The sequence below is a fragment of the Paraburkholderia terricola genome (genome assembly GCF_900142195.1).
GTDB lineage: Bacteria > Pseudomonadota > Gammaproteobacteria > Burkholderiales > Burkholderiaceae > Paraburkholderia > Paraburkholderia terricola.
In genome coordinates, this window is the sequence record NZ_FRAB01000014.1 from 1 (window position 1) to 24,110 (window position 24,110).

Here is a 24,110-nt window from a genome sequence, read left to right on the forward strand (position 1 = left end):
TGCACACTGCTCAGCGATCTCGATGCGCCGCACGACGACAGACATGCCAGCCGTCCTAACCGGGTGTATGCACTGGGCGCACTCAAGCCCATCCTCGGCGCGTGTCTTCTGCGCATCCAGCGCTGTCTGGACGGCCTCGCCGGTGTGCTGGAAATGATCCACCAGACCCGATGCCGGACACAGCCCTCACGCTCCTATCCAAGACCACCCAGAAAAGCCAAGCCCCACTTCCATCTCGCGTACAAACTCGCTTGATGCAGCGGGGCTTAAGTTGAGAGCATTGCCCCGCACAGGGGCAACGCCAATAGACCACTAAGCCAGCAAGGAAAGGCCAAAAAACCAACCCCAAAAACCAACCCCGCCGAGCAGGCAAAAAAAACCGACCCTCACTCCCGGCTAGCAATAGCATGCCGACCTTGATCCGCACCGCTCGCAGCGGTCTGAGTGCCCCCAGAACCCCAAACAACAGCGTTATCCACCGCATACAACCGGCAAGGCGCCGAACTCTGCTTCTGGCAATTGGCAACCGCCACCGACATCGGATCGTCGCCGCCCTCGGCCCACGACCACGCGCCGGTATCCGACACGGCAAAAGCCCGGCTAGGATACTGATGCAGGAAGTTCCGATAGCCATTGCGCCCGGCTTCGTCGACGAACGGCACCGCATCCACCGCATCGACAGCGGCAAACCCGCTCGCCTTCGGCAACGAAGGATCGGACACGCGATACTGCACGCCCGTCGGCATGCCCACGCGGGCCAGGAAAGCCTCGACGGCCGGCCACCACACATGCACGCCGTCGCGGTCGCCCACCAGCCGATGCGCGTCGTTCTTGTAGTTGCCGAAATCCACCATCTTCGCGCTCGCGCCATGCTCGGCATACGCGGCGTACATGCCCGCCACCAGCGGCGCGGTCCACACCGAGTCGTTATCGCCGTACATCCACAACGACGGCACCTTGGTCTTTTCACCGTACGCGCCGAATGCGCGCGTGAGATTGGCCTGCCAGCCGCTGCACGCGTCCTGCCGCAAACCGCCCGAGAAATTGATCAGCGCCCGCACGCCCGGCGCGGCTTCGGTGCCGTAGGCCATCGTCGCGAGACCGCCGTGCGAGGTGCCGGCCACCACGATATGCGTAGCGTCCACGTAAGGCTGCTTCGACATGTAGCCGATGGTGGCCGCCACGTCGCCGGCCTGGCTCATGCCATTGCGTTCGACGTCGCAACCGTCCTGCTGATAAACGCCGTCCGAATGGCCGAAGCCCTGGCGGTTCGGCGCCACCACCACGTAGCCGCGGCGCACGAATTCGCGCGCGAACGGCAGCGGGTTGCTGCGTTCCTGCGTGCGCGGGTCGCCGGGAATCTTGCCGTGGTTGAACACGATCATCGGAAACGGGCCTGGGCCGTCCGGTTTGTAGATCGTCGTTTCGAGCGTGACCGCGCCGGCAGCGTCCACCGGCACGCGGATGATTTTTTCGTTGAGGCCCGCAGCCGGCAGATAGACGTCGTCGTCGAGCGCGATGCGCGGCACCTGCGCGCGGGCGAGAGGTCCCGCCTGGGTGTCGGCGAGCGGAGCGGCGTGCGCGACGGCGACAGCGCACGCAGCCGCTGCACAGATCACCGCACACTTCGTCAGAACCTTGCTGAACACCATTAACGCATCCGCCTCAAAAACTTGCCCTGAATACCGTCATGCCCACTTGTCCAGAACGGCTGCTGACATTTTGCTTTCACCGGTGTTTTCGACACGCAAAAACACACCCGCGTACTGCTGCGCGAAGCGCACGCACGCCACTGGAGATCGCACGGGATTGAACCCAAACGGCCGACGCGACCCCACGCGCCGATGATGAGCGCCACCCATGCTGCCCGGAAGCGCCGCCGAACCCACACTATCTGGTGACCGGCAGCGTCCTTGCGCATTTTGCGTAGCCGGTTATGACCGGCTTTCGCAACGTGACGCCATGAAGCTACGGCCTCATCCTGGCACGACAATTTTGTTTTGTGCAATCAAGGAGAACCCGCGACGAAAAAATTGCCGTGCGCGGATCGGGCTCATGCGGGCTTGAAGACGCTGGTCTCGCCGGCGGCCGGCTGCACGAGGCAAAGTGGCGGGCGCATGGGCTGTGGCGCCGGGCCAACACGAACAGGAAGCCGGTCTTTGAGGGCCGCATGTGAACGCGCCTCGCAGGCTGGCGCGTGGTGTAAGGCTCGGGAAGACGTCGGGCTATTCGCTCACGTCGCCATCGACATAGCGCCAGCGGCCGTCCTCATCGCGGATAAAGCGGCTCAGCTCGTGCAGCCGGTGCGCGCGGCCACCCACCTTGTAACGCGCGACGAATTCGACCGTCGCGTGATCGGCGTCGCTTTCGGCGAATGCCTTGATCTGAAGTCCGAGCCAGCGTGGCGCATCGGGCGCGGCGGGGTCCGCGTCGAGGTCGGCGGGGCAGGTGTGCGGTGCCCAGGTGGCGCGCAAATAATCCGTCGCGCCGAGAACGTACGCGCTGTAACGCGAGCGCATCAGTTCGAGCGCGCGCGGCGCCGCTTCGCCGCCGTCGATGTAACGGCCGCAGCATTGCGCGAAGCGGGGCGCGCGGGCGCCGGCGCGCTGGCCGGGCGCGGCGCCGCCGCAGGGACAGTCGGATGGACGCTGCGCCGGCAACAATGGCTCGTTCATTGGACGTTCAGCCAAGACCGCGAGCGATCAGGATCTTCTGGATGTCGCTCGTGCCTTCGTAGATCTGGCACACGCGGACATCGCGGTAAATACGCTCGACCGGGAAGTCGCTCAGATAGCCGTAGCCGCCATGAATCTGCAAGGCCGCGGAACAGATGCGCTCGGCGGCTTCGGAAGCGAACAGCTTGGCCATCGCGGCTTCGGTGAGGCACGGCTGGCCGGCGTCTTTCAGCGCCGCGGCATGCCAGATCAGTTGACGCGCGGCCTCGAGTTGCGTCGCCATGTCGGCGAGGCGAAACTGCACGGCCTGATGCGAGAAGAGCGGCGCGCCGAAGCTCTCGCGCTCCTTGGCGTAGGCCAACGCCGCCTCGAACGCGGCGCGCGCCATGCCGACGCTTTGCGCGGCGATGCCGATGCGCCCGCCTTCGAGCCCCGACAACGCGATCCGGTAGCCTTCGCCTTCCGCGCCGATGAGGTTCGCGGCCGGCACGCGGCAGTCCTCGAAAATGATCTGCGCCGTATCCGACGAATGCTGGCCGAGCTTGTCCTCGATTCGCGCGACGACGTAGCCCTTGGTATCGGTCGGCACGATGAACGCGCTGATGCCGCGCTTGCCCGCCGCCTTGTCGGTCACGGCCATCACGATCGCGACGTTGCCGTTCTTGCCGCTCGTGATGAACTGTTTGACGCCGTTCAGCACGTACGCGTCGCCCTCGCGGGTCGCGGTGGTGCGCAGCGCGGAGGCGTCGGAGCCGGCCTGCGGTTCGGTCAGGCAGAACGCGCCGAGCATCTCGCCGCGCGCGAGCGGCGTGAGCCAGTCGCGCTTCTGCGCGTCGTTGCCGTAGCTCAGCAGGATGCTGCACACCGGGCAATTGTTGACGGAAATGGCGGTGGACGTGCCGCCGTCGCCAGCGGCGATTTCCTCGAGGATCAGCGCGAGCGCCAAGGCGTCCATGCCCGCGCCGCCGTAGGCTTCGGGCACCAGCACGCCGTATGCGCCGAGTTCGGCGAGTTGCCGATGCACGTCGTGCGGAAAAACCCGCTCGCGGTCCCACCGCGCCGCGTGCGGCGTGACGGCTTCGCGCACGAACGTGCGCAGCGCGTCGCGCACCATCAGGTGGTCCTGGTCAAGCACCATCGCTCAGTCTCCTCATTCTTGGCGCTCTCACCAGTCGAGCGGCGTGCCGTCGTATTGATAGAAGCGGCCATTGAACGCCTCGCGCGCGGCCGCGGCCTGCGCCAGCAATTCGCGCATGCCGGTGACGCTGCGCGCCGGATCGATCGCCGCCTCGGCGCCGCCCATGTCGGTGCGCACCCAGCCCGGATGCAGCGAAACGCAGGTCGCGCGCCTGACCTCGAGCGACGCGAGTTTCAGCGCGTTGTTGAGCGCCGCCTTGCTCGCGCGATAGAGCCAGCCGGTCGTGCCGCCCGCGTCGCCGATGCTGCCCATCTTGCTCGAGATCACCGCGAACACGCCGCCGGTTTCCTCGACGAGCGGCAGCAGGATCGGCATCAACTGCATGGGACCGCGCACGTTGGTGTGCATGACATGGTCGAAGTCATCGGCGGTGATGGTCTCGATGCCTGCGGTGCGCGGGCCGTAGACGCCCGACACGACGATCGCCGCATCGAGCCGTTCGCCGTCGAGCTTCCAGCCGAGCGCGGCGATTTCGTCGGGCGCGGTGACGTCGACGGAAAAAGTCTCCGCGCCGAGTTCGTTCAATGCGTCGAGCGCGGCCCCGTCGCGCGCGGTGGCGAGCACGCGCCAGCCGCTCTTTTTGTATTGCCGCGCAAACTCCTGGCCGATGCCGCGCGACGCACCCACGATCAACACTGTCTTCATCGAATCACCTCGTGCCTCAACTGCCGCAACGGCCCCGACTGCCTGGAGTGCCTGGAGCCGCGCGTCAAACCAGTTCGATACCCATCGCGGTGGCTTCGCCGCCGCCGATGCACAGCGTCGCGACGCCGCGCTTCAAGCCGCGCTTTTTCAGCGCGCCGATCAGCGTGACGAGAATCCGTGCGCCCGACGCGCCGATCGGATGCCCCAGCGCGCAAGCGCCGCCGTTCACGTTGACCTTTTCGTGCGGCAAACCGTGTTCCTTCATCGCGGCCATCGTGACGACGGCGAACGCTTCGTTGACCTCGTACAGATCCACTTCGTCCGCGCGCCAGCCGTTCTTCTCGAACAGCTTGCGAATCGCGCCGACCGGCGCGGTGGTGAACTTCGCCGGCTCCTGCGCGAAGGTCGAATGACCGACCACGCGCGCGATCGGCTCGACACCGAGGCGCTTCGCGGTCGACTCGCGCATCATCACGAGCGCGGCCGCGCCGTCGGAAATCGACGACGAGTTCGCCGCCGTCACCGTGCCGGTCTTGCTGAACGCGGGCTTGAGCGTCGGAATTTTTTCGAGGTTCGCCTTGAACGGCTGCTCGTCGCGATCGATGCTCACCTCGCCCTTGCGGCTCGCGACTTTCACCGGCGCGATTTCCCACGCGAACGAGCCGTCCTCGTTCGCGCGCTTCGCACGGTTCAACGACTCGACGGCGAACGCGTCCTGCGCCTCGCGCGTGAAGTCGAACGACGCCGCGCATTCCTCGGCGAACGTGCCCATCAGGCGGCCTTTCTCGTAGGCGTCTTCCAGGCCGTCGTAGAACATGTGGTCGAGCACCTGGCCGTGGCCCATGCGCATGCCGCCACGCGCCTTGGGCAGCAGATACGGCGCGTTCGTCATGCTCTCCATGCCGCCCGCGACGATCACCTCGACCGAACCCGCGGCCAGCATGTCGTGCGCGAACATCGCCGCGCGCATGCCGGAGCCGCACATCTTGTTGACGGTGGTGCTGCCCGTGGCGAGCGGCAAGCCGGCGCCGAGAGCCGCTTGACGCGCGGGCGCCTGACCGAGCCCGGCGGGCAGCACGCAGCCCATCACCACTTCGTCGATCTGCCCGGGTTTCAGGCCCGCGCGTTGAACGGCGGCTTCGATCGCGACCGAACCGAGTTGCGGCGCGGTCAACGAAGCGAAGTCGCCTTGAAATGCCGCCATCGGCGTGCGGGCAACGCCCACGATGACGATCGGATCAGCGTTTGTCTCACTCATGTTTCAGCTCCTTGATCACACCTTCGACGATCGCCGGCACCTCGCCGAGTTGCGCGGCGTCGGCCGCGACCATGTCGTTGTCCGCGCCGTGCGCGCCGCTTGCCGATACTCCCGCGACGCAGCCCTGATACACCGCGTCGAGCGCGCCCGGTTCGCCGACGGTCATGCCGAGATTGCGCACCTTGCCGTCATGCACGCCGTACACCCAGCCGTGCACGGTCAGTTCCTGGCCGCGCGCCCAGGCATCGTTGACGATGGTCGTGCGGCACACGTTCACCACCTGCTCGATGGTGTTCAGTTCGACCAGCCGCCGATGCCGCGCTTCACCGAGCGGCCATTCCTCGATCAGCGCCGCATGCTTGGTGCGCACGTCCTGCACGTGATGCAGCCAGTTGTCCGCGAGTCCCACGCGGCGGCCGTGCAGCGCCGCGCCGACGCCCGAGCAGCCGTAGTGGCCGACCACCATGATGTGCTTGACCTTCAGCAGATCGACGGCGAACTGGATCACCGACAGACAGTTCAGATCGGTATGCACGACCACGTTGGCGATGTTTCTGTGCACGAATACTTCGCCCGGCGGCAGGCCGATGATCTGGTTGGCCGGCACACGCGAATCGGAGCAGCCGATCCACAGATATTCGGGCGTCTGCTGATGCGCGAGGCGCGAAAAGTACTCGGGGTCTTCGGAGAGCTTGCGAGTCACCCACGCATCGTTGTTGTCGAAGAGATGCGCGAGCGGGTTCGGAGGAGTGGAAGCGTTCGAGTTCATGGTGCGTCTTGGCGGTTGCTCGACCGATAGACCGGTCGGTGTCGTTACATAAGGTTTCGGACGATGCGTTCAGCAATGCGGACGGCGCAGGATGTTCACGCCACCCGCACGCTGCGCTCGTCGGCTTGCGCGTCCGTTGCGTCTGATGGGGCCGGTGCTTTCGAAGCATCGGCGAAGCGTTCCGGATAGCGGATACAAAAGCGCACACTGCTGTCGTACGGGAAAAAGTCCGGCAGTTCGCCTTTCAGTAGATGATCCTTGTGCCGCTGCCACAGCGCGGGATCGAAAAAGTCCGCGTGATGCCGCATGAAGGAACGGCGCACGCGCGGGTCGCCGAGCAGGAACGTGCCATACGTCTCCGGGAAAATGTCGTGCACGCCGACCGAGTACCACGGCTCGCCCGACATTTCGTCTTCCTCGTTGCGCGGCGTGGGCACCGCGCGCACGTTGCAGTCGGTCAGGTATTCGATTTCATCGTAGTCGTAGAACACGACGCGGCCGTGACGCGTCACGCCGAAGTTCTTGTACAGCATGTCGCCCGGAAAGATGTTCGCCTGCATCAGTTCCTTGATCGCGTTGCCGTATTCCTTGATGCCGTGATCGACGTCCTCGTCGGAGCCGTGTTGCAGGAACAGATTGAGCGGCACCATGCGGCGCTCGATATACATATGGCGGATCACGAGGTTCTCGCCGTCGTATTCGAGCAGCGACGGCACTTCCTTTTCGAGTTCGCGCACGAGCGCTTCATCGAGCCGCGAGCGCGGCAGCGCGACGCTCGAATATTCGAGCGTGTCGGCCATGCGGCCCAAACGGTCGTGCCGCTTGACGAGCTGATACTTCTCCTGGATCTGCGCGCGCGTGGTTTCCTTCGGCGGCGGGAAGCTGTCCTTGATCAGCTTGAAGACGTACGGGAAAGACGGCAGCGTGAACACCAGCATCACGAGCCCCTTGATGCCGGGCGCGACGATGAACTGGTCGCTCGAATGCGACAGGTGATGCAGCAGATCGCGATAGAACAGATTCTTGCCCTGCTTCTGCAAGCCCACCGAGGTATAGATTTCCGCCTTCGGTTTGCCCGGCATGATCGTGCCGAGAAACTCCACGTAAGCGGACGGCACTTCCATATCCACGAGGAAATACGAGTGCGAGAAGCTGAAGATGATCAACAACTGATCGCGCTTGAGCAGCACCGTGTCGAGCGCGAGCACGCCCGGCCTCACATGACGCAGCGGCACCGCGAACGGCAACAGCAAATCGCCGTTGATGATCCGCCCGACGATATACGCCGACTTGTTGCGGAAGAACAGCGACGAGAGCACGTGAATCTGGAAGTTGGGCGCTTCGTCGAATACGCCGAAGGCGTCGTGAATCGCCTGCATCACGCAGCCGACGTCGCGTGTCAGATCCTCGAACGGCGTCTCCAGCTGAAAGTTCGTGACGATGCGCTCGAGCGTGGCGGCAAGACCGTCCTTGCCGGGGTAATACGCGCGATACGTCGGCTTCGCGGCCGGTTCGTCGTTCTCGATGTATTCGGTCGAGATCGCCGGCCGCACGAAAATGAAGGCGTTGTTGAAATACGAGCGATGCAGGATCTTGCAGCAGACTGAATTGAAGAACGTCTCGGCGCACTCGGGCTGGCGGTGCGTGGTCAGAAGGCCGATGTAGTGCAGCTTGATCTGCTGCCACACGTCGCTGTCGATATTTTCCGCGTCGTATTCGTCTTGCAGCAGTTCGACGCATTCCTCGACGCGATCGTCGTATGACGTAATGCGATCGCGCGCGAGTTTTTGCAGGCCGTGCCAGTCGCCGCGTTCGAACAGCGTCTTGGCATGGACCGCGGCCTCGCGAAAGATGCGGTAGTGGCGCTCGAATCCTTCGAGCATCGTCTGGGCGACGTCAAAGCCGATCTGCGACGACAACAGTTTGGGGAAGTGATTCATGTCGACCGTGCATTCGTCCCATGTCGTGAAGACACCCGTAATTGTATCGTCCGGGTGGGCCCGCGACGCATCGCGCCGCTCGACTCATGCCTTGGCGCATGCCGCGCGCGGCTTGCATTTTCGCGGGCGTTCGCCGACTTTCCGGCTATCTCCGCTCAATGCGTCAGTTTGGCATGCCTTAATCGGCTCAACTGCCGGCAAAAAAATTTGCGCGGTCCGCTTTCATGCGGGCCTGGCTTCGCGTGTGCCGTTTTCCAGCAGCGCGCGCGCCTGGGTTTCGTATTGCGCGAGGTCTTCGAGCGTCGCGTTCAGGTCTTCCAGTTGACGTTCCAGCACTTCGCGATGGCGCGCGACCGTGGCGAGGAACGCGTGCAATTGCGCGACGGTGTCGGTCGGCGATTCGTACACGTCCAGCAGATCGCGGATCTCCGACAGCGTGAAGCCGAGCCGTTTGCCGCGCAGCGTGAGCTTGAGGCGCGTTCGGTCGCGGCCTGAATAGACGCGGCGCAAGCCGCTCGATCCTTCGCGGCTTGGCGAGAGTAAACCCTGGTCTTCGTAGAAGCGGATGGCGCGCGGCGTGACGTCGAATTCCCGCGCGAGCTCGGTGATCGTGTATTGCGTGTTCATCGGGGCATGCCGTGGCCGGGCAGAAAGTTGGATTGGACGATAGAATCAACGTTAACGTTATCGTCAACTTGAGCGAAACGCAACCAGGCGCAATACGGCACCGGCATGCCCCAACCGGGCCGCAACCACGCCGCCCGGCATCGCATACCTCGCCATGCCGGACGGCCGACGGAGGAAGACACCCGCAATGAATGCACTCGAACATCAACTCGACTATCCGTTCAACGACAGCTTGCCGGAAGCCGGCCGCGCGATGGAAGTCGCGCCCGGCGTGTTCTGGCTGCGCATGCCGCTACCCTTCGCGCTGGACCATATCAACCTGTGGCTGTTGCGCGATGAGATCGACGGTCAGCCGGGTTGGACGGTGGTCGATTGCGGCATTACGTCGGACGTGATCAAGGAGAACTGGGAGAGAGTATTCGACTCGGTGCTCGACGGCCTGCCGGTGCTGCGCGTGATCGTCACGCATTGCCACCCGGATCACATCGGTCTCGCGCACTGGGTGTGCGCTGGCGGCGACAAGCAACGCTGGGACGCCCGGCTATGGATGACGCTCGGCGAGTACATGCAAGCGCGCGTGATGGCGGCCGGCGACGGCTCGAATGCGGGCGGCGAGGGCGCGGCGCGTCACTTCGCGCGGCACGGCGTGACCGACGAAGCGTCGCTGGACAAGCTGCGCGCCCGCAAGAGCTATTACGCGAGCCTCGTGCCGGCGATTCCCGGCCAATACCGCCGTTTGCGCGAAGCGGACGGCGTGAGGATCGGCGGCAAGACGTGGCGGGTGGTGACGGGCTTCGGCCATTCGCCGGAGCACTGCGCGCTGCACTGCGAGGAGACCGGCGTGCTGATCTCCGGCGACATGGTGCTGCCGCGCATTTCGACCAACGTGTCGGTGTTCGACATCGAGCCGGAAGGCTCGCCGCTCGCGCTGTATCTGGAATCGCTCGGCCGTTACGAGACGATGCCTGAAGAGACGCTGGTGCTGCCGTCGCATGGCAAGCCGTTTCGCGGCGTGCGCACGCGCATCAGGCAACTGCGCGAGCATCACGACGCGCGCCTCGCCGAAGTGCGCGAGGCGTGCGCCGAAAAACCGCAAAGCGCAGCGGATATCGTGCCGCTGATGTTCAAACGCCAGCTCGACATCCACCAGATGACGTTTGCGATGGGTGAAGCCTTGGCGCACTTGCATCTGCTGTGGCTTGCGGGCACGTTGAAGCGCACGCAGGCTTCGGATGGCGTGATCCGGTTTGCGGCTTGATCGGTTTTACCCTTCAACCTTTTGATGAAAAAAGCCCGGTGCTTTCGCAACCGGGCTTTTTCATGCGGTTTCGTTCAAGCCTAAGCGGTATTACTGCACGGCCACCGTGCCGAAGTTCTGCCGGCCAAACGGGCTCACGTGATAACCGCTCACGTTCGTGCGCGTGATCGCCGCCGCGGTCGGATAACCGAGCGGAATCCACAGCGCCTGGTCGTGGATGATCTGCTGTGCCTGTTCATACGCCTTCGCACGCTTGGCCTGGTCCGGCGTGGCCTTGCCGTCCGCGATCAGCTTGTCGAGGTCCTCATTGCAGAAGCGCGCGAAGTTGATGCCCGACTTCACCGCGTTGCAACTGAAGAGCGGCGACAGATAGTTGTCCGGGTCGCCGTTGTCGCCGGCCCAGCCCATGAACAGCGAATCATGCTGGCCTTGCTTCGCCTGCTTGATGAGTTCGCCCCATTCGATCACCTTCACGTCCGCCTTCACGCCGATCTTCGCGAAGTCGGCCTGCAGCAGTTCGGCGCCGGCCTTCGGATTCGGGTTCAGCACGCTGCCGTTCGGACGCACCCAGATCGTCGTTTCGAAGCCGTTCGGGAAACCCGCGTCCGCGAGCAGCTTCTTCGCTTTCGCCGGATCGTACGGCCACGCCTTCACCGCCTTGTCGTAGCTCCACGTGTTCGGCGGATACGGGTTCACGGCCGGCGTGGCGGTATTGTCGAACACTGTCTTGAGATACGTGGTGCGATCGAACGCCATGTTCAGCGCGGCGCGCACCTTCTGGTTGTCGAGCGGCTTTTTCTGCGTGTTCAACGCGACGAACGCGGTCATGAAGGCGGGCGTCTTGACGATATCCAGCGACTTGTCGGTTTTCGCGTCGGCGAGATCCTGCGGCTTCGGCGACAGGGCGATCTGGCATTCGCCCGCCTTCACCTTCTGCGCGCGCACGGTGGCGTCCGGCGTGATCGCGTAGATCAGGCGATCGATCTTCGGCTTGGGACCCCAGTAGGTCGGGTTCACGTCGTAGCGAATCACCGCGTCTTTCGTATAGCTCTTCAGTACGAACGGGCCGGTGCCGATCGGCTTCGCGTTCAGATCGACCTGCTTGCCGGCCTTGAGCAATTGATCGGCGTATTCAGCCGAATAGATCGACGCGAAACCCATTGTCAGGATCGGAACGAAGGTCGCGTCCGGCGCGTTCAACTCGAACTTGACGGTGTTGTCGTCGACCTTGGTGACCGCCTTGATGAGCTTGGGCAAGCCCATCGACTGCGCATGCGGAAAGCCGCTCGCGCCCGCCACCTTGTGCCACGGATTGCTGTCGTTGAGCATGCGGTCGAACGTGAACACCACGTCGTCGGCATTCAGCGTGCGAGTGGGCTTGAAGTAATCGGTGGTCTGGAACTGCACGTTCGGACGCAGATGGAACGTGTAGGCGAGGCCGTCGGCGCTCACCTCCCACTTGTCGGCCAGCGCCGGCACCACCTTCTTCGTGGCCTCGTCGTATGAGACCAGCGAGTTGAAGACCACGTCCGCCGACGCATTGGTCGTCACCAGCGAATTGAACTGCACGACATCGAAGCCGTCGGGGCTCGACTCGGTACAGACGGTCAGCGGTTTGGCGAGCACGAGCGCGGGCGCCGTGAACAGTACGGCGGCTGCGAGCAGTTTGAAGCGCATAGGATCTCCCATAACGAGCGCGGTCAGGCAGTGCGTCTTGGTGTGCTTGTGTTCCGGTGGCGGGTGGCGGGTCGTCAAGGGTAGCCGACGCCCGCCTCTATGATTGTGATACGTTTCCGGCGCTGCCGCATGGGTGGATGTCGCCTCCATCGACGCGGCGCGGCCTTCGCGAAAGCTTATCGAAGGGTGCTGGCGGCGACAACCACTTAATCCACATATCCATATGGACGGCGGGACGGCGGGACGGCGGCGCTTATCCCCGCGCGGCGCGTTGCATCAGATAGTCGATGCCCTCGATCGCGCGCACGCCGTACCACGACACCAGTTCGCCATCGATCAGTTCGATACGCTTCCTCGCCAGTCGCGGATCGCGTTTCAACGCATCGCAATGCGCTTGCGTGAAGCGATAGGGTTCGCTGGACAGCAGAATGCGATCGACATCGGCAAGCCACGGAGCATGGTCGAAGTCGAGCGCGGTGAGCACGGGATAGCGAGCGGCGCCCGCCGCACCGCCTCGCACATCGGGCAGCGTGCGCCAGTTGACGAGCCGCAGCATGGCGGCGATATAGGTATCGCGCGCGACGGTCATCCACGGCTCACGCCAGATCAGATACAGCACGTTTTGCGCGGCAAACGTATGCGCTGCGGCTTCATGCAGGCGGTTTTCGAGCGCGTCGCTCAGGCGCCGCGCTTCCTCTTCACGGCTGAAAATCGCACCCAGCAGCGTGTAGAGCGATTGATTGTCTCGCGGCGTGCGCGGATGCGTGACGACGATATGCGGCACGAACGCGCGCAACTGGTCGACGGTATCGCGCTCGTTTTCGTCGACATTGACGATCAGATGGGTAGGGCGCAACGCGCGAACGGCGTCGATATTCACGGCCTTGGTGCCGCCTACCTTGCGCACCTGGCGTACCTTCTCACGCGGATGCACGCAAAAACCGGTGCGCCCGACGATCTGCCTGTCCAATCCCAAGGCAAACAGCAGTTCAGTGATGCTCGGCACCAGCGAGACGATGCGCGCCTCGGCGCTCGCCGGTTCGTGCGCGACGCCGGCTGCATCGACCGCACTGTTCTCCATGGCCTACTCGGTGACGGCGCGCGGCTTGCGCGGCGCGCGTTCGAAAACGCGGTCGTAGAGCCAGCGCGGCAGCACATGCAGCAGCATCGCCGCGATGCGCATTTGCCACGGAAACACCGCAAAGGCGGTTTGACGCTCGATCGCCCCGGCAACCTTCACCGCGAAACGGTCGGCGTCCATCAGGAACGGCATGGTGTACGGGTTGTGCTCGGTCATCGGCGTGCGGATATAGCCGGGCGCGATGGTGACCACGCCCACGCCGTGCGGCCGCATCTCGACGCGCAACGCTTCCAGGTACTTTTGCGCCGCCGACTTCGACGCGCTGTACGCGCCCGACCCCGGCAAGCCGCGCACGCCCGCGACGCTGGCGATGCCGACCAGCGTGCCGCGTTTCGCGGCGACCATCGCGGCGGCGAACGGCTCGAAGGTCGCGACCATGCCGAAGTAATTGATATCCATCACTTCGCGGAACGTGCGCAGGTCGCCGTGGCCGGTGAGCGCGCCGCGGCTGATCCCGGCGTTGGCGATCACGACGTCCGGCAAGCCATGCTGCGCGATGAAGCGCGTGGCCGCCTCGGCGAGCGCCTCGGCGTCGCGAACGTCGACGGCGTAGACAGAGACAGCGTTTTGGGGATGGGACTGTTGGAAAGCCGCGAGCGCGTCGCCGCGGCGGGCGACGAGGCCGAGAATCGCGCCGCGCCGCGCATATTCGGCGGCGAGCGCGAGGCCGATGCCGCTCGACGCGCCGGTAATGAAGACCTTCAACGGTGAACTCATTCCGGCGCCTCGGACATTACATCTTCTTGGCGCGGACCTGCTGCACCAGGTAGTCGAGGACGTCGAGCGTGCCCGTCAGGCTGTTGGTCGCGGCCGGACCCGTCTCATACTTGCCCTGCACCGCCAGCGTCGGCACGCCTTCGATCTTGTAGCTTTCGAGCATCTTCTTGTCTTTTTGCAGCGCGCTTTGCGTCGAGAACGAGTTGTACGCTTCCATGTACTTCTTCGGATCGACGCCGTTCTTCGCGAGGAATTTGGCCTGATCTTCCGGCGTCAGCAGGTAGTTCTTGTTGACGTGGATTTCCTTGAAGATCGTCGGCGTGAGTTTCTCACTGAGGCCGAGTGCTTCGAGCGCGTGGAACATCTTCGAATGCGGAATGAAGTCGTCGCGGAAGGCAACCGGCACGCGCTTGAACACCACGTCCGGGCCTTGCTTCTTCACCCAGCCGTCGAGGTACGGGCCGAATTCATTGCAGTGCGGGCAGCCGTACCAGAAGAACTCGATGACTTCGATCTTGCCGGCCGGCACGTCGGTGGGTTGCGCCGTGGACAGCACGGTGTAGTCCTTGCCCGACACCGGCGTGGCGGGCGCGGCATGCGCCGCGGCGGCGATGAGGCCCAGCGAAAGGAACAGAATGCTCAGCAGTTTTTTCATGTGTTGATGACCCAAGTAGGCGGTAAAGCGGTGGCGCCACGCAATGCCCGTCACCGTTTGTGAATCGGCGTTGAACGTTTTCAGTGTTCCGTTGCCTGTGACACGCGCCGTTCGCCGATAGTTCATCGGCGGCGCGCTCCGGCAAATCAAGGTTTATTGGTGATTGGCGTGTTGCTTCATTGTTTCGTAAAGCGGATCACGGCGGTATCCACGCCCGCGTCGGACAGACGCTGACGGCTCGAATTCATGTCCTCGAACTTGGAGAACGGCCCGATGCGCACGCGATAGTACGTGACACCGCCCGCATCGCGCTGCGTGACCTTCGATTCAAAACCCTGGAACGCGAGACGCGCGCGCTGTTGCTCGGCGTCGGCGGCGGTCTTGTAGGCGCCCACTTGCAGGAAGTAGCCGGTGTTCGCATCGCCCGGCGCCGGCGCCGCGCCCGAACCGGGCTTGGCGTTGGCGGTCGTGGCCGATGACGTGCTCTTCGGCGCGGAGCCCGCGGCGGTGGCGCTCGGCGCGCTCTCGCCCGGCTTCTTCACGGGCGCCGTTGCCGTGCCGTTGTCCGGGGCGGGCTTCGGCGCGATCGCCGTGCCGTTCGCATTGCCGTTATTGGCATTGGACGGCGGCACTTCGACGATTTGCGGTTCTTCCAGCATGCCCGACTGGGTCTGCGCGTTGGTCGCGCCGGGCGCGGTGTTCGGCGGTGCGGGTTGCGCGGCTTGCGGCACCGGCTGGCCCGGCGTCTTGCCTTGCAGCGGACGGTTCGGATCGTATTGCTGCGGCTGGCTCGCGCCGGCATCGGACGCCGCGGGCGGCGCCACCTTCGAGACGAACGGCGTAGGCGCACGGGTGATATACAGCGCCACCACTACCGCGATCGCAAGGCCGACGATCAGGCCCAGCACGATGCCGAGAAAAGTCCCCCCGGTTTGTTTCGATTGCTTTGTTGTGCGGCGTGGTTTTGCCATCGTATGAATCACCTACGAAAAGAATCCTGGAACGGCCGCCGATTATAGCGACGGCCGCATGCATGTTGCGCCGGAGGACTTACATCTTGACGGGAGCGGAGACGCCGATCGTCGCGAGACCGTTGGCCAACACCTGGCGCGTGGCCGCGAGCAGCGCGACGCGTGCATTGCGTTCGGCTGCATCGTCGACCAGCACGCGCTCGGCTCTGTCATTGTAGAACGAGTGGAATTCCCCGGCGAGGTCGCGCAGGTAGAACGCGACCGCGTGCGGCGCGAGTTCATCGGCCGCGTGTTGCAGCATGTCGGGGAATTCGGCGAGCTTGTTCAGCAAGGCCATGGCGCGTTCGCTGGTGAGCGGCGCGACGTTCACGTTGGCGAGCGTGCTTTCGTCCATGCCGTAGCGCGCCTTGCATTCGGCGATGACCGAGCAGATTCGCGCGTGCGCATATTGCACGTAATGCACCGGGTTTTCGTCATTCTGTTTCAACGCGAGGTCGATGTCGAACACGAATTCCGTATCGGCCTTGCGCGAGATCAGGAAGAAGCGCACGGCGTCGCGGCCGCGGCGAATCGTCTCTTCGTCGATCAGGTCGACGGCGGCCTCCGTGCCCGGCGTCGCGCCGCCCGACCATTCGATCAGGTCGCGCACCGTCACATAACTGCCGGCGCGCTTCGAGATCTTCACTTCCTCGCCGTTGCGCATCACCGTGACCATCTTGTGCAGGACGTAATCGGGGTAGCCATTCGGAATGCCGACGCCGAGACCTTGCAGACCGGCGCGCACGCGCGCGATCGTGCCGTGGTGGTCGGAGCCCTGGATGTTGATGACCTTGGTGAAGCCGCGTTCCCACTTGGCGACGTGATAGGCGACGTCCGGCACGAAGTACGTGTAGGTGCCGTCGGTCTTGCGCATCACGCGGTCCTTGTCGTCGCCGTCGTCGGTGGTGCGCAGCCACAGCGCGCCTTCCTGCTCGTAGGTCTTGCCGGCGGCGATCAGCGCCTCGACGGTTTTCTCGACGCGGCCTTCCGTGTATAGCGACGACTCCAGATAGTACTGGTCGAACTTCACGCCGAAGGCCTGCAAGTCCATGTCCTGCTCGCGGCGCAGATAGGCGACCGCGAACCGGCGGATCGCTTCGAGATTTTCGACGTCGCCCGCGCCGGTGACCGGCTCGCCGTCGCTCGCCGCCACCGTGACGCCGTTCAGATAGTCTTTCGCGATGTCGGCGATGTACTCGCCGTTGTATGCCGAAGCCGGCCAGCCCGCATCGCCGGGGGCGAGGCCGCGGGCGCGCGCCTGCGTGGACAGCGCGAGCGTGTGGATCTGCACGCCGGCGTCGTTGTAGTAGAACTCGCGATGCACGTCCCAGCCTTGCGAGGCCAGCACGTTCGAAAGCGCGTCGCCGAGCGCGGCCTGGCGGCCGTGGCCGACATGCAGCGGGCCCGTGGGGTTGGCCGAAACGAATTCGATCAGCACGTGCTTGCCGGCGTCGCGTGGCGAGCGGCCGAACGTCTCTTTCTCCGCGAACACGGCGGCGATCACCGCCTGCTTCGCGGCAGCCGCGAGGCGCAGGTTGATGAAGCCGGGACCGGCCACTTCGGCGGTTTCGATGAGACCCTGGGCGCGCGGCTGCGCGAGCAGCGCGTCGACGATCTGTTGCGCCAGTTGGCGCGGATTGGCGCGCAGCGGCTTGGCGAGTTGCATCGCCACGTTGCACGCGACGTCGCCGTGCGCGGCGACCTTGGGACGCTCCAGCGTGATGGTGGGCGACACGAAAGCGGCTTCGGTCGCGCCTTGGGAGGCTTGCGCCACCTGCTTCACCGTATCGGCGAGCAGTGTTTCGAGAGTGTGTTTATGTGCGGGCAGCATGCTTGTTGCGAGTCCAGTGAGGCAATCCGGTGATGCGGAAGAGGCGCCGGCCGCGCGACGGGCGCAGCCGGTTCGTCAGAAGCGTGGAAAGCGGCGATGTGCCCGCCCGGATTTGCCGGGCGCGCCGGGCACATTAGCGGCGCCACTGGGCACATTGCCTGCGTCGCGGTGAGCGCGGCGTGCGGCGACATGCAAGGGCTGCCGCGGCGGGCAGCAAGCGGTGGCAACAACCGCTTGCCGTTGCACGCAGCGCCTAAGCGGGGTGGGCCAACCGGGCCCAGCCGCGCCGCCTGCGCCATGCCGCGCGCGGCGCATGGCGGCGCGCTTTTCCGTCCAGACGGATTTTAGCAGGTGCTAATATGTTCAATGAGATGCCCGGCAAGGGCCGTGGCCGCCGCGCCTGATCGGCGGGCTAACGTAACGCGCGCCGGCAGTCGTCCACGAGCCGCTCGCGCGTCGATCCAACATAACGAAAAAGGGAACAGACATGCTGATTACTTTCAAATGCCGCGCCTGCCCCGACGTGGTGATGCTGGAGAACCTCGCACAGTATCTGGTCGGCATCATCGGCAAACGCCTTGGCGAGCGGGGCGTCGTTGCCCATGATGAACTGGGCGTGGCGATCGCGAAACTCGAAGCGGCCATCACCATCGACAAGCAGGAACGCGCCGAGCACGACGGCCATTTCCACGAAGGCGAGGAAGGTCACGAGCATCATGAAATTCCGCCGGGACTCGCGCAGCGCGCGTACCCGTTCCTCGACATGCTGCGCGCGGCGCAGAAGGAAAACGCGGATATCGTGTGGGGCCTGTGATCCCGGCGCGATCTCGGTGACGGCGCGCGGCGCGCGTTGCGCCGCTGACGCCGGTGTGCCAATGAAAAGAGCCCGCTGAGTGCGGGCTCTTGTGTTTACCGGACGCGAACAACCGGCCGGCGTGCGCTGCTTACTGGCTGGCGGCCTCCGCCGGGGCCGCTGCCGGCGCCGACGCACCCTTCTTCATTTTCTGCTTCCTGGGTTTCTTGACGTGCTTCACGGTGGGCGGCGAATACGAGCTGACCGCGCTGGAGCCGCCGGGAGCGGCAGGCTGGGCCAGCACCGCCGGGGCGCCCAAGGCAAGGGAAACTGCAGTCAATAACAGCGTCAGCTTCTTCATATGATTCTCTCCGTCGACGATTGCAATTAGATGAGCCGACGCGTTTTTTGGCCGCGTCTGGCGGTAAAAGCAATTCAGTCTACAAAGACGAAAATTACGCCGCCGCAAATATTCAGTGTTTCTCGCCCGATATAGTGGGTTTCACACCACGCCACGCCACGCCACGCCGTGCCTAGAGCAATGGTGCGAGAGCCCGTTCGGCATCGGCCTTCGATAACGACATGCGCTGTGCGTAGTCTTCGAGTTGATCCTGACCGATCTTGCCGACCGAGAAATAGGTGCTGTCGGGATGCGCCAGATAGAAGCCGGAGACGCTCGCCGCCGGCAGCATGGCGAGCGATTCGGTCACCGTCATGCCGATTTCGTTGGCTTGCAGCACGTCGAACATATCGCGCTTCACCAGGTGGTCCGGGCAGGCCGGGTAGCCGGGCGCCGGGCGGATGCCGCGGTACTTTTCCGCGATCAGTTCGTCGTTGGAAAGCGTTTCGGCGTTCGCATAGCCCCACAGGTCGCGCCGCACGCGCGCATGCAGCGCCTCGGCGAAGGCTTCGGCGAAGCGGTCGGCGAGCGCCTTGAGCATGATCGCGCTGTAGTCGTCGTGATCCTTTTCGAACTGCTTTTCCTTCACGTCCACGCCGAGGCCCGCCGTGACCGCGAACATGCCGATGTAGTCGGCCACGCCCGAATCCTTCGGCGCGATGAAGTCGGCAAGCGACCGGTTCGGCCGCATCACGCCGTCCACCACCGGCCGCACGCTTTGCTGACGCAGGTTGCGCCAGGTCAGCGCGACTTGCGAGCGTGATTCGTCCGTGTAGATTTCGATGTCGTCGTCGTTCACCGTGTTGGCCGGCAGCAGCGCGATCACGCCGTTGGCTTGCAGCCAGCGGCCCTGGATCAGGCGCGCGAGCATCGACTTGCCGTCGGAGAACACACGCCGCGCCGATTCGCCGACGATCTCGTCGTTCAGGATCGCCGGGTACGGGCCGGCCAGGTCCCAGGTCTGGAAGAACGGACCCCAGTCGATATAGTTCGCGAGTTCGTTCAGATCGAAGTTCTTGAACACGCGGCGACCGATGAACTTCGGCTTGACCGGCTGATAGCTCGCCCAATCCACTTTGGTTTTGTTCGCACGGGCTTCGGCGAGCGTGACCATCGGCAGCGCTTTCTTGTTGGCATGCTGAAGGCGGATACGGTCGTAGTCGGCCTTGAGTTCGTCGACGTACTTCGCCGCGCCTTCGTCGGAGAGCAGGCTCGACGCCACCGACACCGAGCGCGACGCGTCCGGCACGTACACCACCGGGCCTTCGTAATGCGGCGCGATCTTCACGGCGGTGTGCACGCGCGACGTGGTCGCGCCGCCGATCAAAAGCGGTATCTTCTTGATGCGGAAATGATCGTCGCGCTGCATTTCGGACGCGACGTAGGCCATCTCCTCCAGGCTCGGCGTGATGAGCCCCGAGAGGCCGATGATGTCCGCGCCCTCGACCTTTGCTCTCGCAAGAATGTCGTTGCACGGGACCATCACGCCCATGTTGACCACTTCGAAGTTATTGCACTGAAGCACCACCGACACGATGTTCTTGCCGATGTCGTGCACGTCGCCCTTGACGGTGGCGATGACGATTTTGCCCTTCGCGCGCACGTCGCCGCCGGCGGCGGCCAACTGCTTCTTTTCTTCCTCGATGTACGGAATCAGGTGCGCGACCGCCTGCTTCATCACGCGCGCCGACTTCACCACTTGCGGCAGGAACATCTTGCCCTGGCCGAACAGATCGCCGACGACGTTCATGCCGTCCATCAGCGGACCTTCGATCACGTTGATCGGCCGGCCACCCGCCGCGGCGATTTTCGCGCGCACTTCCTCGGTGTCCTCGACGATGAAGTTGGTGATGCCGTGCACCAGCGCATGCGACAGACGCTTCTCGACCGGCTGATTGCGCCATTCGAGGTTCTCTTCTTTCTTCGCGGCGCCGGTCTTGAACTTGTCGGCGATTTCGAGCAGACGGTCGGTGCCGTCTTCGCGGCGGTTCAACACGACGTCTTCCACGCGCTCGCGCAACTCGGGGTCGAGTTCGGCATACACGCCGAGTTGCCCGGCGTTGACGATGCCCATGTCCATGCCGGCCTGGATCGCGTGGTAGAGGAACACGGTGTGGATCGCTTCACGCACCGGATCGTTGCCGCGGAACGAGAACGACACGTTCGACACGCCGCCGCTCACCTTCGCATACGGCAGGTTCTGCTTGATCCAGCGCGTGGCGTTGATGAAATCGACGGCGTAGTTGTTGTGCTCTTCGATACCCGTTGCGATCGCGAAGATGTTCGGATCGAAGATGATGTCTTCGGGCGGGAAGCCCACTTCGTTCACGAGGAAGTCGTACGAGCGCTTGCAGATTTGCGTCTTGCGCTCGAACGTATCGGCCTGGCCTTGCTCGTCGAACGCCATGACCACGGCGGCCGCGCCATAGCGGCGAATCAGGTTCGCGTGATGGCGGAACGCTTCCTCGCCTTCCTTCAGCGAGATCGAGTTGACGATCGCCTTGCCTTGCACGCACTTCAGGCCCGCTTCGATCACTTCCCACTTCGACGAGTCGATCATGATCGGCACGCGCGCGATGTCCGGCTCCGACGCGATCAGATTCATGAAGCGCACCATCGCCGCTTTCGAATCGAGCATCGCCTCGTCCATGTTGACGTCGATGACCTGCGCGCCGTTTTCCACCTGCTGGCGCGCGACCGCTACTGCTTCGTCGAACTGGTCGTTCAGGATCATTCGCGCGAACGCCTTGGAGCCCGTCACGTTGGTGCGTTCACCGACGTTGATGAAGAGCGTCCCGGAGGTGACGTTGAACGGCTCGAGGCCGGCAAGGCGCATGGTGTGATCGGTCATGGCGTAGGTGCGAGTGATTTGCGGGCGATTGATGCGTCTGTTTCGATGGCGGGAAGCGGCGGCCCGGAATCCGGGCCGCCGTTTTCAGGCTGCGTCGCGGTATTGCGTCGGCCATTGGCGCGGCTTTACTTCAGCCAGCGCCTTGGCGATCGCCGCGATATGCTCCGGCGTCGTGCCGCAGCAGCCGCCGGCGATATTCACGAGGCCTGCCTGCGCGAATTCCTTCAGCAGCCCGGAGGTATCGGCGGGCAACTCGTCGAAGCCGGTGTCGCTCATCGGGTTCGGCAAGCCCGCGTTCGGATAGCACGACACGTAGGTGTCGCACAGCTTCGCCAGTTCGGCGATGTACGGGCGCATCAGCGCCGCGCCCAACGCGCAGTTCAGGCCGAACGTGAGCGGTTTGGCGTGACGCAGCGAGTTCCAGAACGCCTCGACGGTCTGCCCCGAGAGAATGCGCCCCGACGCGTCGGTGACGGTGCCCGAAATCATGATCGGCAGACGCTCGCCGGTGTTTTCAAACAGCTCGTCGAGCGCGAACAACGCGGCCTTCGCATTGAGCGTGTCGAAGATCGTTTCGACGAGGAACAGATCCGCGCCGCCGTCGAGCAAGGCCTTGGCCTGTTCGTAGTACGCCGTGCGCAATTCGTCGAAGGTAACGTTGCGTGCACCAGGATCGTTCACGTCGGGCGAAATGCTCGCCGTCTTGGGCGTCGGCCCGATCGCGCCGGCGACGAAGCGCGGCTTGTCGGGCGTCGAATACTTGTCGCACGCCGCGCGCGCGAGCTTGGCCGACTCGAGATTCATCTCGACTGCAAGCGCTTCCATGCCGTAGTCGGCTTGCGCCACCGTGGTCGCGCCGAACGTGTTCGTTTCGATGATGTCCGCGCCCGCGGCCAGGTATTGCTCGTGAATCTCGCGGATGATCTGCGGTTGCGTGATCGACAGCAGCTCGTTGTTGCCCTTGATGTCGCGCCCATAGTCCTTGAAGCGCTCGCCGCGATAGCGGGCTTCGTCGAGCTTGTAACGCTGGATCATCGTGCCCATTGCGCCGTCCAGGATCAGGATGCGCGACTTGAGCAGCGCGGGCAGCGCCGCGCCGCGCGTGTAGGCGGCGTCGGGACGGGCTGACGGGGCAATTTGAGCAGGCTGGTTCATGGCGGACTTGGGCTTGCGCCGGCTTTTCTCGGGAGCCTGTCATTGTAGCCGCTGCTGCCCGGTTCCGCCGGGCGCGGGCCGGAGCAACCATGCCCGCAATCGGGGCATGCGCCGCGCGGATAACAAAACGGCCCAGCAAGGCAAAAGCCTGCTGGGCCGTTTCATGCTGCTGACCGCCTTATAAGGGCCGCTGGCGGAGCCGGACGGCGCGGTCGATGTAGGTCGCCAAAAACGTTGAGCCGAACCCTGCGGTTAGTGAAGAATGACCGGTTGATGCATCAGGCTGTCGAACTGGCCGAGAAATTCGTCTACTTCGTCCAGCGACGGTTCCTCTTCGATCAGCTTTTGCACGTGCTCGCGAAAACGCGCCGCCATTGCACCGTCGATGTAAATTTCGCGCTGCATGTTTTTATCGACGATCTCATAGCCACCTGACTTCATGGCCAGCGGACCTTCCTGCGGCGGAAACTCGACGACACAATAGTTGGGGCTGTTATAGATCATTTGCATGGCGACACTCCTTATTTCCGTTGGCTCCTGGCCGTTCCTGCGCCATATCTGGAGCTTGTGGTGTGGAATTCAAGGGGTGGGTCCGGGATTGACGCTCCTAAAGGTTCCGAACCTACCGGTTAGACCGGTCTTTCAAGAAACGTTTCAAGCAGTGCAGCAAAACGGTGAGCTTGCTCGACAGGCGCAAGATGAGCGGCGTCGAGTAGTTCGAACTGCGCGCCTTCGATGGCGTCTGCTACCGCCTGTGTCGCAGCAGGCGGCGTGCCCGTGTCGTGGCGGCCCGCCACGGTCAAGGTTGGACAACGTATGGCTCCCAGCTTACTGCGTACGTCGAAATCGCGCAGGGCTTCGCACGCCTTGGCGTAGCCTTCCGGCAACGTATGGCTCAGTACCTCGCTGATCTGTTCGACCGCTTCGGGGTGCGCGGCCTGAAAGCCGGGCGTCAGCCAGCGGCTCAGTGTGGCGGATACCAGCGGCGCCATCCCGTCCTGGCGGGCCGCGGCGGCGCGTTGATCGAAAAGCGCGCGGCCCTCGGGCGGCGTCCCGCCCGTGCTGTCGGCAACGGTCAACGTATCGACGCGCGAAGGGTAGTCCAGTGCGAATTGTTGCGCGACCATGCCGCCCATCGACATGCCGACCAGATGCGTGCGAGGTGCGTCGAGCGCATCGAGTAGCGCGGCGAGGTCGCGCGAAAGGTCGGCGATGGTGAAGGGTTCGCTCGATACCGCGGTTTCTCCGTGACCGCGCAGGTCGTAGCGCAGCACGGTGTAGTCGTCGCGGAAATAGCCGGCGAGCTGGTCCCACACGGACAGGTCGCCGCCGAGCTGGTGGATGAACGTGAGCCAGGGGCCGCCGCCCTCATTGCTCAGCACATAGCGCGTCTCGATGCCGTTGATGTTCACTTGCATACGGGCTCCTTGAAGGGAACGCAGTAGAAGGATCCATTCGCGCGCTGTAGCGGGCGTCGGACGACACGCCGTTACCACATCATACTCAGCGC

Annotated in this window: 21 protein-coding genes and 1 pseudogene; 3 read left to right on the forward strand and 19 right to left on the reverse strand. The window is 64.1% G+C overall.

Translation table 11 applies throughout. The features are described 5' to 3' along the window. Window positions 1–255, forward strand: a pseudogene (locus BUE39_RS35460) (IS4 family transposase); the annotation flags it as partial. Window positions 256–386: 131 nt separating this feature from the next. On the opposite strand, the gene BUE39_RS14155 reads toward BUE39_RS35460, so the two are convergent. From BUE39_RS14155 to BUE39_RS14195, 8 genes are all read right to left on the reverse strand, one after another. Next, on the reverse strand, window positions 387–1,652 hold the full coding sequence (locus BUE39_RS14155) for a dienelactone hydrolase family protein (protein ID WP_073429298.1): 1,266 nt from the start codon (window positions 1,650–1,652) through the stop codon (window positions 387–389). A gap of 573 nt (window positions 1,653–2,225) precedes the next feature. Then, window positions 2,226–2,675 carry a YchJ family protein gene (locus tag BUE39_RS14165; RefSeq protein ID WP_073429299.1) on the reverse strand — a complete coding sequence of 150 codons (450 nt, stop codon included), beginning with the start codon at window positions 2,673–2,675 and terminating at the stop codon, window positions 2,226–2,228. Window positions 2,676–2,682: 7 nt separating this feature from the next. Next, the gene (locus BUE39_RS14170) at window positions 2,683–3,813 is read right to left on the reverse strand and encodes an acyl-CoA dehydrogenase family protein (RefSeq protein ID WP_073429300.1); all 1,131 of its coding nucleotides are present in this window, start codon (window positions 3,811–3,813) and stop codon (window positions 2,683–2,685) included. Window positions 3,814–3,840: 27 nt separating this feature from the next. Further along, entirely contained in the window at window positions 3,841–4,518 is a 678-nt protein-coding gene (locus BUE39_RS14175; protein WP_073429301.1) for an SDR family oxidoreductase, read from the reverse strand. A gap of 64 nt (window positions 4,519–4,582) precedes the next feature. Further along, on the reverse strand, window positions 4,583–5,776 hold the full coding sequence (locus tag BUE39_RS14180; RefSeq protein WP_073429302.1) for an acetyl-CoA C-acetyltransferase: 1,194 nt from the start codon (window positions 5,774–5,776) through the stop codon (window positions 4,583–4,585). Next, window positions 5,769–6,545, reverse strand: coding sequence for a carbonate dehydratase (gene can, locus BUE39_RS14185; RefSeq protein ID WP_073429303.1), 777 nt, complete (start codon window positions 6,543–6,545; stop codon window positions 5,769–5,771). Before can ends, BUE39_RS14180 begins: the two co-directional genes overlap by 8 nt. 95 nt (window positions 6,546–6,640) lie before the next feature. After that, window positions 6,641–8,485 (reverse strand): bifunctional isocitrate dehydrogenase kinase/phosphatase, encoded by a 1,845-nt coding sequence (gene aceK / locus BUE39_RS14190; protein ID WP_073429304.1) that lies wholly within the window; start codon window positions 8,483–8,485, stop codon window positions 6,641–6,643. 222 nt (window positions 8,486–8,707) lie between these two features. Beyond that, window positions 8,708–9,112: a MerR family transcriptional regulator gene (locus tag BUE39_RS14195; RefSeq protein ID WP_073429305.1), complete on the reverse strand. Its 405-nt coding sequence runs from the start codon at window positions 9,110–9,112 to the stop codon at window positions 8,708–8,710. Window positions 9,113–9,299: 187 nt separating this feature from the next. Here BUE39_RS14195 and BUE39_RS14200 point away from each other — a divergent pair, with 187 nt between their 5' ends. Further along, window positions 9,300–10,370: an MBL fold metallo-hydrolase gene (locus tag BUE39_RS14200; protein ID WP_073429306.1), complete on the forward strand. Its 1,071-nt coding sequence runs from the start codon at window positions 9,300–9,302 to the stop codon at window positions 10,368–10,370. A gap of 90 nt (window positions 10,371–10,460) precedes the next feature. Here BUE39_RS14200 and BUE39_RS14205 read toward each other — a convergent pair whose 3' ends face one another. The 6 genes from BUE39_RS14205 to argS all read right to left on the reverse strand — a co-directional run bounded on the left by BUE39_RS14205 (window position 10,461) and on the right by argS (window position 17,401). Beyond that, complete coding sequence (locus tag BUE39_RS14205; protein ID WP_073429307.1) at window positions 10,461–12,047, reverse strand: ABC transporter substrate-binding protein; 1,587 nt, start codon at window positions 12,045–12,047, stop codon at window positions 10,461–10,463. Window positions 12,048–12,300: 253 nt separating this feature from the next. Continuing rightward, a complete protein-coding gene (locus BUE39_RS14210) occupies window positions 12,301–13,128 on the reverse strand; it encodes a helical backbone metal receptor (protein ID WP_073429308.1) in 828 nt (275 codons plus the stop codon). 3 nt (window positions 13,129–13,131) lie between these two features. Beyond that, window positions 13,132–13,905 (reverse strand): SDR family oxidoreductase, encoded by a 774-nt coding sequence (locus tag BUE39_RS14215; protein ID WP_073429309.1) that lies wholly within the window; start codon window positions 13,903–13,905, stop codon window positions 13,132–13,134. Window positions 13,906–13,921: 16 nt separating this feature from the next. Beyond that, on the reverse strand, window positions 13,922–14,560 hold the full coding sequence (locus BUE39_RS14220; protein ID WP_073429446.1) for a thiol:disulfide interchange protein DsbA/DsbL: 639 nt from the start codon (window positions 14,558–14,560) through the stop codon (window positions 13,922–13,924). 176 nt (window positions 14,561–14,736) lie between these two features. Next, window positions 14,737–15,531: an SPOR domain-containing protein gene (locus BUE39_RS14225; protein ID WP_073429310.1), complete on the reverse strand. Its 795-nt coding sequence runs from the start codon at window positions 15,529–15,531 to the stop codon at window positions 14,737–14,739. A 79-nt stretch (window positions 15,532–15,610) separates the two neighbouring features. Continuing rightward, window positions 15,611–17,401, reverse strand: coding sequence for an arginine--tRNA ligase (argS, locus tag BUE39_RS14230; protein ID WP_073429311.1), 1,791 nt, complete (start codon window positions 17,399–17,401; stop codon window positions 15,611–15,613). A gap of 487 nt (window positions 17,402–17,888) precedes the next feature. On the opposite strand from argS, the gene BUE39_RS14235 reads away from it, so the two are divergent. Next, entirely contained in the window at window positions 17,889–18,215 is a 327-nt protein-coding gene (locus tag BUE39_RS14235) for a DUF1840 domain-containing protein (RefSeq protein WP_073429312.1), read from the forward strand. Window positions 18,216–18,345: 130 nt separating this feature from the next. Here BUE39_RS14235 and BUE39_RS14240 read toward each other — a convergent pair whose 3' ends face one another. The 5 genes from BUE39_RS14240 to BUE39_RS14260 form a co-directional block, all read right to left on the reverse strand. Beyond that, window positions 18,346–18,555 carry an acid-shock protein gene (locus BUE39_RS14240; RefSeq protein ID WP_073429313.1) on the reverse strand — a complete coding sequence of 70 codons (210 nt, stop codon included), beginning with the start codon at window positions 18,553–18,555 and terminating at the stop codon, window positions 18,346–18,348. Between the two features lie 172 nt (window positions 18,556–18,727). Next, a complete protein-coding gene (gene metH, locus BUE39_RS14245) occupies window positions 18,728–21,463 on the reverse strand; it encodes a methionine synthase (RefSeq protein ID WP_268801996.1) in 2,736 nt (911 codons plus the stop codon). 66 nt (window positions 21,464–21,529) lie between these two features. After that, entirely contained in the window at window positions 21,530–22,600 is a 1,071-nt protein-coding gene (locus tag BUE39_RS14250; RefSeq protein ID WP_073429315.1) for a homocysteine S-methyltransferase family protein, read from the reverse strand. Between the two features lie 252 nt (window positions 22,601–22,852). Next, the gene (locus tag BUE39_RS14255) at window positions 22,853–23,110 is read right to left on the reverse strand and encodes a BTH_I0359 family protein (protein ID WP_007179533.1); all 258 of its coding nucleotides are present in this window, start codon (window positions 23,108–23,110) and stop codon (window positions 22,853–22,855) included. Window positions 23,111–23,229: 119 nt separating this feature from the next. Beyond that, entirely contained in the window at window positions 23,230–24,018 is a 789-nt protein-coding gene (locus tag BUE39_RS14260; protein WP_073429316.1) for an alpha/beta fold hydrolase, read from the reverse strand. Window positions 24,019–24,110 lie beyond the last annotated feature (92 nt).

Excerpts from the sequence above, each read along its gene's own strand:
- BUE39_RS14260 (WP_073429316.1), bottom strand. The coding sequence starts at position 24,018 with ATGCAAGTGAACATCAACGGCATCGAGACGCGCTATGTGCTGAGCAAT.
- BUE39_RS14205 (WP_073429307.1), bottom strand. The coding sequence starts at position 12,047 with ATGCGCTTCAAACTGCTCGCAGCCGCCGTACTGTTCACGGCGCCCGCG.
- BUE39_RS14250 (WP_073429315.1), bottom strand. The coding sequence starts at position 22,600 with ATGAACCAGCCTGCTCAAATTGCCCCGTCAGCCCGTCCCGACGCCGCC.
- aceK (WP_073429304.1), bottom strand. The coding sequence starts at position 8,485 with ATGAATCACTTCCCCAAACTGTTGTCGTCGCAGATCGGCTTTGACGTC.
- BUE39_RS14255 (WP_007179533.1), bottom strand. The coding sequence starts at position 23,110 with ATGCAAATGATCTATAACAGCCCCAACTATTGTGTCGTCGAGTTTCCG.
- BUE39_RS14210 (WP_073429308.1), bottom strand. The coding sequence starts at position 13,128 with ATGGAGAACAGTGCGGTCGATGCAGCCGGCGTCGCGCACGAACCGGCG.
- BUE39_RS14170 (WP_073429300.1), bottom strand. The coding sequence starts at position 3,813 with ATGGTGCTTGACCAGGACCACCTGATGGTGCGCGACGCGCTGCGCACG.
- BUE39_RS14240 (WP_073429313.1), bottom strand. The coding sequence starts at position 18,555 with ATGAAGAAGCTGACGCTGTTATTGACTGCAGTTTCCCTTGCCTTGGGC.
- BUE39_RS14165 (WP_073429299.1), bottom strand. The coding sequence starts at position 2,675 with ATGAACGAGCCATTGTTGCCGGCGCAGCGTCCATCCGACTGTCCCTGC.
- BUE39_RS14155 (WP_073429298.1), bottom strand. The coding sequence starts at position 1,652 with ATGGTGTTCAGCAAGGTTCTGACGAAGTGTGCGGTGATCTGTGCAGCG.
- BUE39_RS14225 (WP_073429310.1), bottom strand. The coding sequence starts at position 15,531 with ATGGCAAAACCACGCCGCACAACAAAGCAATCGAAACAAACCGGGGGG.
- BUE39_RS14235 (WP_073429312.1), top strand. The coding sequence starts at position 17,889 with ATGCTGATTACTTTCAAATGCCGCGCCTGCCCCGACGTGGTGATGCTG.
- BUE39_RS14220 (WP_073429446.1), bottom strand. The coding sequence starts at position 14,560 with ATGAAAAAACTGCTGAGCATTCTGTTCCTTTCGCTGGGCCTCATCGCC.
- argS (WP_073429311.1), bottom strand. The coding sequence starts at position 17,401 with ATGCTGCCCGCACATAAACACACTCTCGAAACACTGCTCGCCGATACG.
- BUE39_RS14175 (WP_073429301.1), bottom strand. The coding sequence starts at position 4,518 with ATGAAGACAGTGTTGATCGTGGGTGCGTCGCGCGGCATCGGCCAGGAG.
- BUE39_RS14215 (WP_073429309.1), bottom strand. The coding sequence starts at position 13,905 with ATGAGTTCACCGTTGAAGGTCTTCATTACCGGCGCGTCGAGCGGCATC.
- BUE39_RS14200 (WP_073429306.1), top strand. The coding sequence starts at position 9,300 with ATGAATGCACTCGAACATCAACTCGACTATCCGTTCAACGACAGCTTG.
- can (WP_073429303.1), bottom strand. The coding sequence starts at position 6,545 with ATGAACTCGAACGCTTCCACTCCTCCGAACCCGCTCGCGCATCTCTTC.
- BUE39_RS14195 (WP_073429305.1), bottom strand. The coding sequence starts at position 9,112 with ATGAACACGCAATACACGATCACCGAGCTCGCGCGGGAATTCGACGTC.
- BUE39_RS14180 (WP_073429302.1), bottom strand. The coding sequence starts at position 5,776 with ATGAGTGAGACAAACGCTGATCCGATCGTCATCGTGGGCGTTGCCCGC.